The 14,877-nt window shown below is 66.6% G+C and carries 16 protein-coding genes; 13 read left to right on the top strand and 3 right to left on the bottom strand.

Annotated elements, in window-relative coordinates:
- Positions 1–373: helix-turn-helix domain-containing protein (locus tag Q4I23_RS10330; RefSeq protein ID WP_498526175.1), on the bottom strand; the 373-nt coding region annotated here is incomplete at its 3' end.
- 515 nt (positions 374–888) lie between these two features.
- On the opposite strand from Q4I23_RS10330, the gene Q4I23_RS10335 reads away from it, so the two are divergent.
- The 5 genes from Q4I23_RS10335 (at position 889) to Q4I23_RS10355 (ending at position 5,901) form a co-directional block, all read left to right on the top strand.
- Positions 889–2,451: a Do family serine endopeptidase gene (locus Q4I23_RS10335; protein ID WP_498526188.1), complete on the top strand. Its 1,563-nt coding sequence runs from the start codon at positions 889–891 to the stop codon at positions 2,449–2,451.
- A 103-nt stretch (positions 2,452–2,554) separates the two neighbouring features.
- Entirely contained in the window at positions 2,555–3,313 is a 759-nt protein-coding gene (locus Q4I23_RS10340) for a glycosyltransferase family 2 protein (RefSeq protein ID WP_454018314.1), read from the top strand.
- Positions 3,314–3,344: 31 nt separating this feature from the next.
- Entirely contained in the window at positions 3,345–3,680 is a 336-nt protein-coding gene (locus Q4I23_RS10345; protein ID WP_014240342.1) for a lipid-A-disaccharide synthase N-terminal domain-containing protein, read from the top strand.
- On the top strand, positions 3,677–5,362 hold the full coding sequence (locus Q4I23_RS10350) for an ArnT family glycosyltransferase (protein ID WP_498526176.1): 1,686 nt from the start codon (positions 3,677–3,679) through the stop codon (positions 5,360–5,362). Before Q4I23_RS10345 ends, Q4I23_RS10350 begins: the two co-directional genes overlap by 4 nt.
- 143 nt (positions 5,363–5,505) lie before the next feature.
- Entirely contained in the window at positions 5,506–5,901 is a 396-nt protein-coding gene (locus tag Q4I23_RS10355) for a protein translocase subunit SecD/SecF (protein ID WP_137138459.1), read from the top strand.
- Here Q4I23_RS10355 and Q4I23_RS10360 read toward each other — a convergent pair.
- The gene (locus Q4I23_RS10360; RefSeq protein ID WP_498526177.1) at positions 5,873–6,841 is read right to left on the bottom strand and encodes an ROK family protein; all 969 of its coding nucleotides are present in this window, start codon (positions 6,839–6,841) and stop codon (positions 5,873–5,875) included. The genes Q4I23_RS10355 and Q4I23_RS10360 overlap by 29 nt on opposite strands.
- Positions 6,842–7,097: 256 nt before the next feature.
- Here Q4I23_RS10360 and Q4I23_RS10365 point away from each other — a divergent pair, with 256 nt between their 5' ends.
- The 7 genes from Q4I23_RS10365 (at position 7,098) to Q4I23_RS10395 (ending at position 13,952) form a co-directional block, all read left to right on the top strand.
- Positions 7,098–7,892: a hypothetical protein gene (locus Q4I23_RS10365; protein ID WP_498526178.1), complete on the top strand. Its 795-nt coding sequence runs from the start codon at positions 7,098–7,100 to the stop codon at positions 7,890–7,892.
- 401 nt (positions 7,893–8,293) lie between these two features.
- Positions 8,294–9,199 carry a branched-chain amino acid ABC transporter permease gene (locus tag Q4I23_RS10370; protein WP_014240349.1) on the top strand — a complete coding sequence of 302 codons (906 nt, stop codon included), beginning with the start codon at positions 8,294–8,296 and terminating at the stop codon, positions 9,197–9,199.
- Positions 9,200–9,203: 4 nt separating this feature from the next.
- Positions 9,204–10,721 carry a high-affinity branched-chain amino acid ABC transporter permease LivM gene (gene livM / locus Q4I23_RS10375; RefSeq protein WP_454018318.1) on the top strand — a complete coding sequence of 506 codons (1,518 nt, stop codon included), beginning with the start codon at positions 9,204–9,206 and terminating at the stop codon, positions 10,719–10,721.
- Positions 10,721–11,605, top strand: coding sequence for an ABC transporter ATP-binding protein (locus Q4I23_RS10380; RefSeq protein WP_059398775.1), 885 nt, complete (start codon positions 10,721–10,723; stop codon positions 11,603–11,605). The genes livM and Q4I23_RS10380 overlap by 1 nt, the downstream gene beginning before the upstream one ends.
- Before the next feature lie 3 nt (positions 11,606–11,608).
- Positions 11,609–12,319, top strand: a complete 711-nt coding sequence (locus Q4I23_RS10385) for an ABC transporter ATP-binding protein (protein WP_498526179.1) — start codon at positions 11,609–11,611, stop codon at positions 12,317–12,319.
- Positions 12,319–12,678 (top strand): DUF6867 family protein, encoded by a 360-nt coding sequence (locus Q4I23_RS10390; RefSeq protein ID WP_498526180.1) that lies wholly within the window; start codon positions 12,319–12,321, stop codon positions 12,676–12,678. Before Q4I23_RS10385 ends, Q4I23_RS10390 begins: the two co-directional genes overlap by 1 nt.
- 173 nt (positions 12,679–12,851) lie before the next feature.
- Entirely contained in the window at positions 12,852–13,952 is a 1,101-nt protein-coding gene (locus tag Q4I23_RS10395; RefSeq protein WP_149165791.1) for a branched-chain amino acid ABC transporter substrate-binding protein, read from the top strand.
- A 114-nt stretch (positions 13,953–14,066) separates the two neighbouring features.
- On the opposite strand, the gene Q4I23_RS10400 is transcribed toward Q4I23_RS10395, so the two are convergent.
- Positions 14,067–14,318, bottom strand: a complete 252-nt coding sequence (locus Q4I23_RS10400) for a hypothetical protein (RefSeq protein WP_498526181.1) — start codon at positions 14,316–14,318, stop codon at positions 14,067–14,069.
- A gap of 136 nt (positions 14,319–14,454) precedes the next feature.
- Between Q4I23_RS10400 and Q4I23_RS10405 the strand changes: the two genes are divergently transcribed.
- Positions 14,455–14,730, top strand: coding sequence for a hypothetical protein (locus Q4I23_RS10405; RefSeq protein ID WP_454018319.1), 276 nt, complete (start codon positions 14,455–14,457; stop codon positions 14,728–14,730).
- The last annotated feature ends 147 nt before the right edge of the window (positions 14,731–14,877 follow it).

Below are 14,877 nucleotides of genomic sequence, written 5' to 3' on the forward strand. Positions count from 1 at the left end.
GCGTATAATCGTCGGCAGCGTCAGATGTGTATAAGAGACAGCCGGCGCGGCGCGCCGGTTTGACCGGAGCCGGAGCTTCCGAAGCAACAACCGGAGCGGGTGGCGGCTCTTCCGCCATCGCGTCGCCGGCCGGCGCTTCCGCCACGTCGTCGGCGGCCGCGCCTTCCTCAACGACCGGCGCGTCCTTCTCCCCGGCCGCCTCGGCCTTGCGGATGATGTAGGAAATGGCGCTCGGCGTGCATTCGAATTCACGCGCGATTGCCGACAGGGTTGCGCCGGAACGGTAACGCTCAAGAATCTGCGGCCACGCCGACTGGGGGATTCGTCCGCGCTTCTTCGGAGCCTCCGGTTCGGACCCGGTTTCTGCGTTCATTATGTCGCTCGGTTGCCAAAGTGAATTTTGAGTCATGCGTACGCTGCTTGGGCCGTATCGCGCGCCTTCTGACGCCGCGGCACGCGGGCGCGTGCACGAGCATCACGTCAGGAGCCGTTTTTGCGTGCGATGTTGTCGGTACGGATGAATATCGGGAACTTGCTGGGAAAATGCCAGAAGAACTTTGCGCCGCATGGAAAAATTGCGCTTAGGCTGGTTGCCGGAGCCTTAGTCCGAAGGCTGGATTGCCTTGTGGTTGCTGTTTGCGCGAAGCGCATAGGAACATCCGCTGACGAGAATTTTAAAAACTGTATTTCACGAATCGGTCGTGCAGGGACCGGTTGCAAAGGGGTTTGAAAAACCACGGCGGTCCGGAATGCGTTGCGGAGCGTTCTGTTGACATGAAGCGCCCATCGCAAGGCGCGCGCTGTCCGACTGGCGGAGTTTCTTTCATGCCGCATTCCATCGATCGATTCCGGCCCTTGTCCGGCTCCGTCCCGCGCCAAGCCGGATTGATGTCCGGATTGACGTCTGGATCCGCATCACGATTGGCGGCGTCCGCGCCCGCGGGTCTTGTCGCCATCCTTCTCGTCCTGGCGACTCCGGCGTTTGCGCAGGATGCGGGGGGAGCACCTCCAGCCCCGGCCGCGCCGCCGCTGGCGTCCGCCCTGCCGCCCAACGCACCCCCGACCTTCGCCGATCTGGCGGAGAAGCAATTGGACGCGGTGGTTTTCATATCCACGACGCAGACGCCGCCACAAAGTGGTCCGCAGGCGGGACCGCGCGGACCGGAAGTTCCCGGCTTTCCGCCCGGTTCACCTTTCGAAGAGTTCTTTCGCGAGTTTCGCGACCGCCAGCGCGGGCAGCAGCAGCAGGCGCCGCGCCCGACGGCAGCGTTGGGTTCCGGCTTCATCATCGACCCGGCGGGCTTCGTCGTCACCAACAGCCATGTGGTGTCCGAAGCGACGGAGATTTCCGTCACCATGCACGACGGCACGAAATTGCCGGCGAAGCTCGTCGGCGTGGACGGGCCGACCGACCTTGCCGTTTTGAAAGTGGAGAGCAAGAAGCCGCTGGTCTTCGCCCCCTGGGGCGACAGCGAGGCGTTGCGGGTCGGCGACTGGGTGGTCGCCATCGGCAACCCCTTCGGCCTCGGCGGGTCGGTGACCGCAGGCATCCTGTCCGCACGGCAGCGGGACATCCAGCAGGGACCCTACGACGACTATCTGCAGACCGACGCTTCGATCAACCGGGGCAATTCCGGTGGGCCGCTCTACAACCTCAACGGTGAGGTGATCGGCATCAACACGGCCATCTATTCGCCGACCGGCGGCTCGGTGGGCATCGGCTTCGCCATTCCGTCCTCCGTCGCGCGGCCGGTCGTCGAGCAGTTGCGCGACCAAGGGCAGGTGCGCCGCGGCTGGCTGGGCGTCCAGGTGCAGAGCGTGACACCCGACATTGCCGAAAGCCTGGGCATGCAGGAGCCGGCGGGCGCCCTGGTGACCAGCGTATCGCCGGAAGGCCCGGCGGGGAAGGGCGGCGTCCGGCAGGGAGACGTCATCACCCGCTTCAACGGTGAGTCCATCGAGCAGATGCGCGAACTGCCGCGCGTCGTCGCCGCCACCAAGATCGGATCGGCCGTGCCGCTGGAACTGGTGCGCGAGGGCAAGGCCGAAACCCTGACCGTGACGGTGGGCGAGTTGGAGCCGCAGGAGCAGGTTGCCATGTCCGGGTCGAGCGGAGCGCCGCGCCCGGAAACGACGGTCGACAGCAAGCAGGTGCTCGGGCTGACCCTGTCGCAACTGACCCCCGGCCTGCGCGACAGCTTCTCCATCAACCCCGACGTCGAGGGCGTGGTGGTGACCGAGGTCGGCGATGCCAGCGCCGCCAGCGAGCGCGGCATCGAGGCCGGCGACGTCATCGTGGAGGCCGGGCAGGAGCCGGTGAAGACGCCGGAGGACCTGAACCGTCTGGTCGACGACGCGCGCAGCCAGGGCCGCAAGACCGTGCTGATGCTGCTCAGCCGCGACGGCGACCTGCGCTACGTGCCGATGCCCATCGAAGACCGCAAGGGCTGAGGGCGGCCAGAGGCCGTCCCCAGGGCTGTCCCAACCTTTTCCTCTACCGTTTGCCGGGCGGCGGGAGTAATTTGCCCGCCACTTGGCGAATGGGATTAATCCAGTGAGCGTAGATTCCGAGGGCCGTCCGCCCGTGCGGCTGTCGGTCGTGGTTCCGGTCTTCAACGAGGCCGAAAACGTCCTTCCCCTTCTCGAAGAGATCGAGCGCGCGCTGTCGCCCGCCGGCGTGCTGGGCGGTGACTTCGAAGTGATCTATGTGGACGACGGCTCCAGCGACGACACGCTGACGCGCCTCGCCCCCGTGGTCGCCGCGGGCCGCCTGCGGCTGGTCCGCCATGTCCACCGGTCCGGGCAGAGCGCGGCCGTGCGCACCGGGGTCAAGGCGGCGCGCGGGGTGTGGATCGCCACCCTCGACGGCGACGGCCAGAACGACCCCGCCGATATTCCCGCCCTGTTTGCCCTGGCCGCCAAGGGTGGTCCGGACGCGCCGGTTCTGGTCGGTGGCCTGCGCAAGAAACGGCAGGACACGCTGTCCAAGCGTCTGGCCTCGCGTTTCGCGAACGCTGTGCGGCAGTCCTTCCTCCAGGACGGCTGCACCGACAGCGGCTGCGGGCTGAAGCTGTTCCGCCGCGACGCCTTCCTTGATCTGCCCTTTTTCGGGGCGATGCACCGCTTCCTGCCCGCCCTGTTCCGGTCGCACGGCCATCCGGTGGCCTATGTGCCGGTCAACCACCGCCCGCGGGAACGCGGAGTTTCCAAATACACCAACTGGCGCCGCGGGCTGATCGGCGTGGTCGATCTGCTGGGCGTCTATTGGCTGAAGCGGCGCACCGCGCTGTCGCCCGCGGTCGAAGACCGCTAACCCTCCCTTCCTCCGGACCGGTCGCCGCCCGATGCTCGAACGCGCCATCGCCTGGTACCAGAGTCAAAGCACCGCCGACCTGATCTGGGTCGGCGTCGGCTTTTTTGCGCAGGCGCTCTTCATGATGCGCTTCGTCGTGCAATGGATCGCCAGCGAGCGCGCCCGGCGCAGCATCGTGCCGGACCTCTTCTGGTATTTCTCGATCGGCGGCGGGGTTCTTCTCTTGGCCTATTCGATCCAACGGGGTGATCCGGTGTTCATGTTCGGGCAGGGGCTGGGCCTCATCATCTATTTCCGGAACCTCTACTTCGTCTTGAACAACCGACGGAACGGCGGAGCGGACGGCAACGCGGCGGGCACGCCGTGAGCGCGCTGCCGAACGCCGCGGCCGGCCGCCTGCCGGTCCTGGCCTATCTGGCCCTCGCGGTGATCAGCGTCCTGCTGTTCCTGCCCGGCTTCTTCGATCTGCCGCCCTTCGACCGCGACGAGGCGCGCTTCGCCCAGGCGTCGCACCAGATGCTGGAAAGCGGCGACTATGTCGACATCCGCTTCCAGGACGAGGCGCGCCACAAGAAGCCGGTGGGCATCTACTGGCTGCAGACCGCGGCGACCCGGCTGGTCGACGGGCCAAGCGGGATGCCGAAGGAAATCTGGACCTTCCGCATCCCGTCGTTGATCGGGGCGGTTCTGGCGGTTCTGGCAACGGCCTGGATCGGAGCGCGGATGTTCGGCGGGACGGTCGGGTTCCTCGCCGGGCTGATGATGGCCTCCTGCGTCGTGCTGGGCGTCGAGGCCCGCATGGCGAAGACCGACGCGGTGCTGCTCTCGACCATCGTGATCGGGCAGGCGGCGTTGGCCAGCCTCTATCTGAACCGCCATGCGGAGCGGTCCGGCTGGGCGGCGCCGCTCGCCTTCTGGATCGCCGCGGGGATCGGCATCCTCATCAAGGGACCGATCGTCCTCCTGGTGTCCGGCACCACGGCGCTGGTGCTGGCGGTGCTGGATCGCCGGGCCGGCTGGTTGAAGCGGTTGCGCCCGCTGGTCGGCCTCGCCATCGTGGTCGCCATCGCGGCGCCCTGGCTGATCGCCATCACGGTGAAGACCAAGGGTGCCTTCTTCGCCGAGTCGGTCGGCCACGACATGATGGGCAAGGTGGTGAGCGGGCAGGAGGCGAAGGGGCTGCCGCCCGGCTATTACCTGGGCACCTTCTGGGTGACCTTCGCGCCCTGGTCCTTCCTGGCGCTTCTGGCCGTTCCCTGGGCGTGGCGCCACCGCAAGGGGACGGGGCCGGTGGCGGACGCCGTGCGCTTCTGCGTTGCCTGGATCATCCCGAGCTGGCTGGTCTTCGAGGCGGTGCCGACCAAACTTCTGCACTACACGCTGCCGGTCTTCCCGGCTATCGCCATCCTGACCGCCGCCGCGGCGCGCGAGCATTTCCTGCGCCGCGCCGAGACGCCGCGGTGGGGACTGTTCTCGGTCGCCACCGTTTTCGGGGCCGTCGGCTTCGGTGCCCTGACGGTCGCGGTCGCGGTGATCCCTTATCTGGTCGATGGGCGCGTCGACCCGGTGGCCGTTGCCATGCTGCCGGTGGTGCTGGTGCTGTACGCGTTGGCCGTACGCCTGTTCGCCCAACGCCGGGAGACTCCGGCCTTCGCGGCGGGTCTGGCGGCGGCGGCGGTGCTGTACGCGGGCACCTACGGCGCGGTCCTGCCGGGCATCGACGGCGTGTGGATCAGCCGGCAGGCGGCGCGGACGGTCGCGGCGGTGCGCCCCTGCGTCGACAGCGTGGTTGCCTCCGCCGGCTATTCGGAGCCAAGCCTCGTCTTCCTGCTGGGGACCGACACGCGCCTGACCCATGGGGCGGGCGCCGCCGCCCATCTGGCGGAAAACCCGTCCTGCGGGCTGGCCCTGGTGACGGACCGGGAGGAAACGGAGTTCCGCGCCGCCCTGAAGGGGCCGGAGCCGGTGCCGCTCGGCCGTTTCACCGGCTTCAACTACAACACCGGCAAGCGGCTGACCCTGACGCTTTACGGCGCGGCACGGCCCTGAACGCACCGGAATGGGGTGTCCTCCGGATAGAGGGTGCCGGATGGAGGCTGCGGGCTGAGTAACCCGCCTCCTCCCTGGACATGCGCGGCCGCATCCGGCGGAATCCGTCTTCCACACGCAAACGGATGGAAGGCCGCCGTGTCATGCTTCGAACGATGACTGTAGCGACCCTCGCGGTGCTGGCCTTTGCTGCACCCGCCGAAGCGCAAAGGCAGGAATACCCCTCCTGGGTGTATGAGGAGATGGTCCCGACCGGCCCGCACATGCGCCGCATGGAAGAGGCTCAACCGATCCCCGGGGCGCGGCCGTCCCATTGGGGCGCCATGGGCAACGGCGAGCAGTTCCGCGCCGGTTCGCGCGGCTACGGCACCGATCCGGCCCGCGCCACCCCCTCCTACTCCCGGACCAATTCGCTGACGCCCCCGGTCCGCGACGGGCGTGGCGCGGCAACGGCGGCTCGGCGTGGCGGTGGCGGCGACAATGTGCCGGGCACCCCGCGCGAAGTGACGCTCAATCCGGAGTACAATTTCGAGCGTTGATCGCGGCCTCCTCGGGCCGCCACAGCCAGGCGGCCCCGCGGACCCCGCTCGAATCGCCATGGATGGCTCGGCGGACCGGCGTGTCCAGACTGTCCGTAAAGGCCCAGCGCGCGATGACCGGGGGAAGGGCGGCGTAGAGGAAGTCCAGGTTGGACAGCCCGCCGCCCAGCACAATCACGTCCGGATCCAAGACATTGACGATGCTTGCCAGCCCGCGCCCCAGCCGGTCGACCAGCCGGTCGAGGGTGGCGCGGGCCGCGGCGTCCCCGCGATCCGCCAGCGCCGCGATGGCCTCCGCGGTCAGGTCCGCCCCGGTGACCCGTTGGTGGTTGGCGGCAACGGCAGGGCCGGACACGAAGGTTTCCAGGCAGCCGGACTTGCCGCAATAGCAGGCCGGTCCGGGCCGCTCCTCGTCGGTTGGCCAGGGCAGGGGATTGTGGCCCCATTCGCCGCCGATGGCGTTGCGGCCGCGCAGCGGACGGCCATCCACGACGATTCCCGCCCCGCAGCCGGTGCCGAGGATCGCCGCGAAGACCACGCTGCAGCCGGCGCCGGACCCATCCGCCGCCTCCGATACGGCCAGACAGTTGGCGTCGTTCTCGACCCGCACCGGCCGTTTGAGCGCTTCGGCCAGATCCTGGTCGAACGGCTTGCCGATCAGCCAGGTCGAGTTGGCGTTCTTCACCAGCCCTGTCGCCGGAGAGACGGCGCCGGGAATGCCGATCCCGACGGTGGCTCCCGCCGACCCCGTCGCGCTTTCCAGCCGCGCCACCAGATCGGCGATGGTCCGCACCGTCGCCTCGTAGTCGCCGCGAGGGGTGGGGACGCGGAAACGGGCACGCTCCTCGCCGGCCGCGCCGAGCGCGATCCCCTCCGTCTTCGTGCCTCCGAGGTCGATGCCGATGCGGATGAGCGAAAAGGGGGTATCGGTGCGCTTCATTGGGAAACTGTCCTGATGTGTGGCCTGTGTCACAGATGGACGCCGGGGCTGTTGCAATACTGGGAAAGACCGGCAACCCGCAAGCCAAGCAACCATCCGACCTCACCGGCGACTGCCGGCCACAGGCTGGGACAAATGGTCTTTGCTCGGGCGATATGGGTTGACCGTCTGTCGGGATCTTGTAGAACCAGCGAAGGAGAGGGCGTGATCCGTCGGATTCCGCCCGTCAATCAGGGCCACCGGAGCCGGACCAACGATGAATCGCCAGCGCGCCGCCCATCGCATTCCTTCCTTCACCTTGCGCAGTGCCGCCGCCGTCGGCCTTGCCGTGCTGTTTGCCGGCACCGCGCTGCCGGCCGTCGCCAAGGAGGCGGCGAAGCCGGCTGCTGAAAAAACGGCTGCGAAGGCCACCGCGAAGCCGGCTGCCGCGAAAAGCACTGCTGCCAAGAGCACCGCGAGCAAGCCCGGCGCCTGCTACAGCCGCGCCGAGCACGCCGCGGAGCAGACCATCCGCATGCACACCGAGATGATGGTGGTCGGGCTGACCTGCCAACAGGTAAATCCGGACAAGAAGCCGTTCAACCTGTACCAGGACTTCACCGTCAAGAACCGTTCGCTGATCTCCAACTCGGAAGCGTCGATGATCGACCACTTCCGCAAGAAGGGCGGTGGCAACGCGACGCGGCAGTTCGACATGTTCCGCACCGAACTGGCGAACGAGGTCAGCCGCCGCGCTGCGGTGATCGGCACCGGCCTCTATTGCGCCAACTTCGTTGACCGCTCCAAGGCGGCGATGGACCTGACGGCGGACGACATCCGCGTCCTGACCGCCGATGAAAAAAGCGCCGGCCTGATGCATTTGTCGTCAAAGCCGTTGTGCGATGTCCAAGTCGTCAGCAACCCGGACGTGAACTACGACGTTGCCCAAGCCCCCGCCTCGCGCAGCGGCGGCGCGGCGACCGCGTCCAAGTCCACCGGCAAGGCGACGGCCAAGGCGCCGGGGAAGCCCAAGGAGCCGGCGAAGGCCCAGGTGGTCTCCGCCAAGCGCTGACCGGCCAGTATCGATGGTGAGGCCGGACGTCATGGATTGACCGGCATCATGCATCGCAGCAGTGGCACAGTTGTTGCGAAGCCCTCTTCACCACAGTGAAGAGGGCTTTTTTCATGCGATGCATTCGCTATGGTAGAAGGCAAGCGCAAAGTTCACGGAACTGACATGAATCGATATTGCAAATTCTCGGAAAATTGGTATTACCGCAGATAGAGTGCGGGTTTGCCCTCTTGCTCTGTTGAGAGCCGCTGGGCTAACGTTCCGCTCACACAACAATCTTGGCCCCGCGCTCAAGAGCCCGGGTAAGCCAATTCGGGGAGTGGCACTTCACGTGACTGGTGTACGAGCGCGCTTGTCTCGCTCGCCGAAGCCTGCGCATCGCGCCGAGGCGAGGTAAGACAATGGAATATTTTCTTCAGCAGTTGATCAATGGCCTGTCGCTGGGCGCCATCTATGGCCTCATCGCGATCGGATACACGATGGTGTATGGCATCATCGGCATGATCAATTTCGCCCACGGCGAGATCTACATGATCGGCGCCTTCGTGGCCCTCATCACCTTTCTGGCCATCGGGAGCCTGGGGATCACCTGGGTTCCGCTGGCCCTTCTCGTCATGCTGGTCGCATCGATGCTGTTCACCGCCGTCTACGGATGGACGGTGGAGCGCATCGCCTATCGCCCGCTGCGCAGCTCGCCGCGTCTGGCGCCGCTGATCTCGGCGATCGGCATGTCGATCTTCCTGCAGAACTACGTGCAGATCCTGCAGGGCGCCCGCAGCAAGCCGCTGCAGCCGATCCTGCCGGGCAACCTGACCCTGATGGACGGGGCGGTGTCGGTCAGCTACGTGCGTCTGGCGACGATCGTCATCACGATCGCCCTGATGTACGGCTTCACCCAGCTCATCACCCGGACCTCGCTCGGCCGCGCCCAGCGCGCGTGCGAGCAGGACAAGAAGATGGCGGGCCTGCTGGGCGTCAACGTCGACCGCGTCATCTCCCTGACCTTCGTCATGGGCGCCGCCCTGGCTGCTGTGGCGGGCATGATGGTCCTGCTGATCTACGGCGTGATCGACTTCTACATCGGCTTCCTGGCCGGCGTTAAGGCCTTCACCGCCGCGGTGCTCGGTGGCATCGGCTCGCTGCCGGGCGCCATGCTGGGCGGCGTGGTCATCGGCCTGATCGAAGCCTTCTGGTCGGGCTACATGGGCAGCGAATGGAAGGACGTGGCGACCTTCACGATCCTCGTGCTCGTCCTGATCTTCCGTCCGACCGGCCTGCTGGGCCGTCCGGAAATCGAGAAGGTGTGAGGCCATGACCGCGATTTCCATGTCTTCGCCGCGGGCCATCGCCTGGCCCGCGATCCTGAAGGAGGCGGCGATGACCGCCTTCGTCGCCCTTCTCTTGACAATCCCGCTGGTCGGCCTGCGCACGGTGGACCGCCCCACCGGCCTCGGGCTGGAGACCCGCTGGAACGAGGTGGCCGCCGCCGTCGGTCTGGTCTTCCTCGGCCGTCTCGGCCTCTGCCTGATCCGCGAGGGCCACGCAGTCACCGTCCTGGTCCTGGCCGCCGCCGCCACTGCGGCCGGCTTCTTCATCGCCATGCCGACGGAGGCCTTGCGGGTCATCCTGATCGCCGGTGGCGCCGTCATCGCGATCCGCGCCATCCTGGCGATCCGAACCGGCCGCTCCAAGCTGTCGCAGGCGGAGCGCGACAAGCGGATGGACCACATCGCGGCGCAGGTGCAGCACGCCTCCCGCTGGCTCGGTCCGATCGCCGTCGTCGTGGCGCTGGCCTTCCCGTTCACGCCGCTGGCCGACCGCCAACTGCTGGACATCGGCATCCTGCTGCTGACCTACGTCATGCTGGGCTGGGGGCTGAACATCGTGGTCGGCCTCGCCGGTCTGCTCGACCTCGGCTATGTGGCCTTCTACGCGGTGGGCGCCTACTCTTACGCGCTGCTGGCCCATTATTTCGGCTTCAGCTTCTGGGTCTGCCTGCCGCTGGCCGGTTTCCTGGCGGCGATGTCGGGTGTGCTGCTGGGCTTCCCGGTCCTGCGTCTGCGCGGCGATTATTTCGCCATCGTGACGCTGGGCTTCGGCGAGATCATCCGCATCATCCTGATCAACTGGTACCAGTTCACCGGCGGCCCCAACGGCATCTCCGGCATCCCGCGCCCGAGCTTCTTCGGCCTCGCCGACTTCACGCGGACTCCGGCGGAGGGCACCGCGGCCTTCCATGAGATGTTCGGCCTGGAGTTCAGCCCGCTGCACCGGATCATCTTCCTCTATTACCTGATCCTGGTGCTGGCCCTGGTGGTGAACCTGTTCACCATGCGCGTCCGCAAGCTGCCGCTGGGCCGCGCCTGGGAGGCGCTGCGCGAGGACGACATCGCCTGCGCCTCGCTGGGGATCAACCGCACGAACATGAAGCTGGCGGCCTTCGCCATCGCGGCGATGTTCGGCGGCTTCGCCGGGTCCTTCTTCGCCACCCGTCAGGGCTTCATCAGCCCGGAGAGCTTCACCTTCATCGAATCGGCGATCATCCTCGCCATCGTGGTGCTGGGCGGCATGGGCAGCCAGATCGGCGTCGTCGTGGCCGCCTTTCTGGTCATCGGCCTGCCGGAAGCCTTCCGTGAACTGGCCGACTACCGCATGCTGGCGTTCGGCATGGGCATGGTGCTGATCATGCTGTGGCGTCCGCGCGGCCTGTTGGCCCACCGCGACCCGACCATCCTCCTGCACGGCCGTCCCAAGGGCGGAGCCGGCGGTCCCGCCGCGGGCACCGCCGCCGCCGGCGGCCAGGGCATCGCCGGGGGGAGCGCGAAGTGATGACGACCCAATCCATGACCACCACGCCCCTGCTCACGGTCGAACACCTCACCATGCGCTTCGGCGGCCTGGTGGCGGTCAACGACGTCTCCTTCGCGGCCAACAACGGCGAGATCACCGCGATCATCGGCCCGAACGGCGCCGGCAAGACCACGCTGTTCAACTGCATCACCGGCTTCTACACCCCCACGGTGGGCCGGCTGACGCTGCGCCACGCCGACGGGAAGGAGTTCCTGCTGGAGCGGATGCCGGGCTACCGCATCTCGCAGAAGGCCAGCGTCGCCCGCACCTTCCAGAACATCCGCCTGTTCGGCGGCATGAGCGTCCTGGAGAACCTGATCGTCGCCCAGCACAACAAGCTGATCCGCGCCTCGGGCTTCTCCATCGCCGGCCTGCTCGGCCTGCCGTCCTACACGAGGACGGAGCGGGAGGCGGTCGATCTGGCCAAATACTGGCTGGACCGCGTCCGCCTTCTGGAGTTCGCGGACTGGGAAGCGGGCAATCTCCCCTACGGCGCCCAGCGCCGGCTGGAGATCGCCCGCGCTATGTGCACGGAGCCGGTGATGCTCTGCCTGGACGAGCCGGCGGCGGGCCTCAACCCGCGCGAGTCGGGTGAACTGGCCGATCTGCTCACCTACATCCGCGACGAGCACAAGATCGGCGTCCTGCTGATCGAGCATGACATGAGCGTGGTGATGACCATTTCCGACCATGTCGTGGTGCTGGATTACGGGCGGAAGATTTCCGACGGGGATCCGGCCTTCGTGAAGAATGACCCGGCGGTGATCCGCGCCTATCTGGGCGAGGAAGAGGACGAGGAACTGCCGCCGGAGATCAAGGCTGACCTGCCAGAGGTCGCCAAGCGAGCCGAGGAGGGGGCCTGAGCCATGCTGAAGGTATCGGGCATCCACACCTTCTACGGCGCCATCGAGGCGCTGAAGGGAGTCGACATCGAGATCGGGGCCGGCGAGATCGTCTCGCTGATCGGCGCCAACGGAGCCGGAAAGTCCACGCTTCTCATGACCATCTGCGGCAGTCCGCGCGCCCGCATGGGCCGGATCACCTTCGAGGGGCAGGACATCACGCAGATGCCCACCTACGAGCTGGTCCGCCTGGGCATCGCCCAGTCGCCGGAAGGCCGCCGGATCTTCCCGCGCATGAGCGTGCTGGAGAACCTGCAGATGGGCTCCATCACCGCCAAGCCGGGCAGCTTCGCCAACGAGCTGGAGCGGGTGCTGACGCTGTTCCCGCGCCTGAAGGAGCGCATCAGCCAGCGCGCCGGCACCATGTCGGGCGGCGAGCAGCAGATGCTGGCCATCGGCCGCGCGCTGATGAGCCAACCGCGGCTGCTGCTTCTCGACGAGCCGTCGCTGGGCCTCGCCCCGCTGGTGGTGAAGCAGATCTTCCAGGCGGTGAAGGACATCAACCGCGAACAGAAGATGACCGTGTTCATGGTCGAGCAGAACGCCTTCCATGCGTTGAAGCTCGCCCACCGCGGCTACGTGATGGTCAACGGCAAGGTCACCATGTCGGGGACCGGTGCGGAACTGCTGGCGAACGAGGAAGTTCGCTCGGCCTATCTGGAGGGAGGTCACTGATGGACGGCGTTCTCGGGTCCTCTCTGCCGGTCTTCCTGGGCCTGACGGTCCTGGTGTTCGGCGGCTGCGGCGTTCTGACCGGCCAGACCCTGGCCGAGGGCTGGAAGCCGCTGTCGAGCGCCATCGCCTACTCCGTCCTGCTGGGCTTGGGCGACCGCTTCCTGGTCTGGGGCCTGTTCGGCGGCCAGCTCCTGTCGGTGTATGGATTCGTGGTGCACACCCTGGTGATCGGCGCGATCACCCTGACCACGTACCGCATTTCGATGGCGCGCCGGATGGTGTCCCAGTATCCTTGGCTGTACGAGCGTTCGGGTCCCTTCGGGTGGCGCGAGCGCGTCGGTGGAACGCTCGCCCAGTGATTGCGAATTCCATGGGTCCGATCGGGACTGGGACGCGGGTGAAACTGTCGCACTTGGCGATGATCGGACTATAGTGGAACCTTGTCGGCACCGGCGCCCCCAGCCCTTGGGGGACCGGTGAAAAGGCCCCGGCGGGGCCGGCGTACGACTCATAACAGGGAGCCAACGAAACTATGAACTACAAGCTTTCCCTCCTCGTTGCGGTTGCGGCGACCGCTATGACCGCCTCGGTGGCGAAGGCCGACATCGCGGTGGCGACCGCCGGCCCGATCACCGGCCAGTACGCCACCTTCGGCGAGCAGATGAAGAAGGGCATGGAGCAGGCGGTTGCCGACATCAACGCCGCCGGCGGTGTCCTGGGTCAGAAGCTGAAGCTGGAAGTGGGCGATGACGCCTGCGACCCGAAGCAGGCCGTCGCCGTGGCGAACCAGCTCGCCAAGGCGGGCGTCAAGTTCGTCGCCGGCCACTTCTGCTCGGGCTCCTCGATCCCGGCCTCGCAGGTCTATGCCGAGGAAGGCGTCCTGCAGATCTCCCCGGCCTCGACCAACCCGAAGCTGACCGAGCAGGGCCTGAAGAACGTTCTGCGTGTCTGCGGCCGTGACGACCAGCAGGGCCAGATCGCCGGCAAGTATCTGCTCGACAACTACAAGGGCAAGAACGTCGCGATCCTGCACGACAAGTCGGCCTACGGCAAGGGACTCGCCGACGAGACGCAAAAGGCGCTGAACGCCGGCGGCCAGAAGGAGAAGGTCTACGAAGCCTACACGGCGGGTGAGAAGGACTACTCGGCGCTGGTGTCCAAGCTGAAGCAGGAGGCCGTCGACGTCGTCTATGTCGGTGGCTACCACACCGAGGCCGGCCTGCTGGCCCGCCAGATGAAGGATCAGGGCCTGAACGCTCCGATCGTGTCGGGCGACGCGCTGGTGACCAACGAGTATTGGGCGATCACCGGTCCGGCCGGCGAGAACACCATGATGACCTTCGGTCCGGATCCGCGCGAGATGCCGGAAGCCAAGGAAGCCGTGGAGAAGTTCCGCAAGGCTGGCTATGAGCCGGAGGGTTACACCCTCTACACCTACGCCGCCCTGCAGATCTGGGCGGAGGCGGCCAAGCAGGCCAACTCGACCGACTCGGCCAAGATCGCCGACGTTCTGCGCAAGAACAGCTACAACACGGTGATCGGCAAGATCGGCTTCGACGCCAAGGGCGACGTGACCTCGCCGGCCTATGTCTGGTACCGCTGGAACAACGGTCAGTACGCCCAGGTCAAGTAAGCCGGGGCCTACGTCCCGGACGTACGATCTGGTTTCCTCAGGGAAATGAAGTCGTGCAAAGGCCCGGCGGGAAACCGCCGGGCCTTTTGCGTGGCGTGGTGCCTGCGGTGTAGTTCAGAGGGTGGCCGGCTGCACCGTCATCGAAGGAGCCATTGGAGGGGACGTCGGAGGAGGGGCCAAAGCCGGGGAGCGCTCCGCCAGAAGCCTCTCCGAGGTGTTCATCACGTCGCGCCAGAAGGCGGCGGCGCGCAGGTTGTTCGCAGCCGTGAGTTCGACGAGGCGGACGCGGCTGATGCGGATGGCGGACTCGCCCAGTTCTTCCACGAGGCGGGTCGCGAACAGGAGCACGTCGTGATCGATTTTCATGACGGTATCAACACGCCGGATCGGCGGTTTGTTCCGCAGGTGCGAAGGAGGTTGTTGCAGCACCGCTACATCACGGCTTCGGTATGCGTGGCGCGCACAACGGACACTCGCCAACCGGGGGCGGTTTGGTGTTTGAATGGTCCGCCGTATCCGCAAGGTTGGCGGGTTTGACGTTTTTGGGTTTTGGAGATCGGATATGCGCAGAAAGCGCGAAGTCGTTGAAGGCCAGATGTTCCGCAAACTGGGTCCCGGCGGTGGCATCTGGCAGGTGATCGCCATCCGCAAGGATGGGTTGGGCACCCAGCACGCCCAGCTTCAGCGGTCCGACGACCACAAGACCCTGAAAACCCTGGCGGTTTCTGCCCTTCTTGACCCCACCCAATTCGAAATGGTCGCCGAACCGCAGGACTGAACGGGACGCCGGCGCCGGTTGCGCCGGCCTCTTACCAATGACGTCGTGGGTGTGTGCCCCTGCCGAAGGCGGGGTACTTTTGTGTGTCTGGGTTTGTTTGTGTTAACCGCAAACATACCCCAAAGGTCATGTCTCCCATCCAATGGG

Source organism: Azospirillum sp. UFLA03-27 (assembly GCF_059803775.1).

Coding starts and splice junctions, on each gene's coding strand:
- Q4I23_RS10335 (WP_498526188.1), top strand. CDS start 889: ATGTCCGGATTGACGTCTGGATCCGCATCACGATTGGCGGCGTCCGCG.
- Q4I23_RS10345 (WP_014240342.1), top strand. CDS start 3,345: ATGCTCGAACGCGCCATCGCCTGGTACCAGAGTCAAAGCACCGCCGAC.
- Q4I23_RS10355 (WP_137138459.1), top strand. CDS start 5,506: ATGCTTCGAACGATGACTGTAGCGACCCTCGCGGTGCTGGCCTTTGCT.
- Q4I23_RS10360 (WP_498526177.1), bottom strand. CDS start 6,841: ATGAAGCGCACCGATACCCCCTTTTCGCTCATCCGCATCGGCATCGAC.
- Q4I23_RS10365 (WP_498526178.1), top strand. CDS start 7,098: ATGAATCGCCAGCGCGCCGCCCATCGCATTCCTTCCTTCACCTTGCGC.
- Q4I23_RS10370 (WP_014240349.1), top strand. CDS start 8,294: ATGGAATATTTTCTTCAGCAGTTGATCAATGGCCTGTCGCTGGGCGCC.
- livM (WP_454018318.1), top strand. CDS start 9,204: ATGACCGCGATTTCCATGTCTTCGCCGCGGGCCATCGCCTGGCCCGCG.
- Q4I23_RS10380 (WP_059398775.1), top strand. CDS start 10,721: ATGACGACCCAATCCATGACCACCACGCCCCTGCTCACGGTCGAACAC.
- Q4I23_RS10385 (WP_498526179.1), top strand. CDS start 11,609: ATGCTGAAGGTATCGGGCATCCACACCTTCTACGGCGCCATCGAGGCG.
- Q4I23_RS10390 (WP_498526180.1), top strand. CDS start 12,319: ATGGACGGCGTTCTCGGGTCCTCTCTGCCGGTCTTCCTGGGCCTGACG.
- Q4I23_RS10395 (WP_149165791.1), top strand. CDS start 12,852: ATGAACTACAAGCTTTCCCTCCTCGTTGCGGTTGCGGCGACCGCTATG.
- Q4I23_RS10400 (WP_498526181.1), bottom strand. CDS start 14,318: ATGAAAATCGATCACGACGTGCTCCTGTTCGCGACCCGCCTCGTGGAA.
- Q4I23_RS10405 (WP_454018319.1), top strand. CDS start 14,455: ATGGTCCGCCGTATCCGCAAGGTTGGCGGGTTTGACGTTTTTGGGTTT.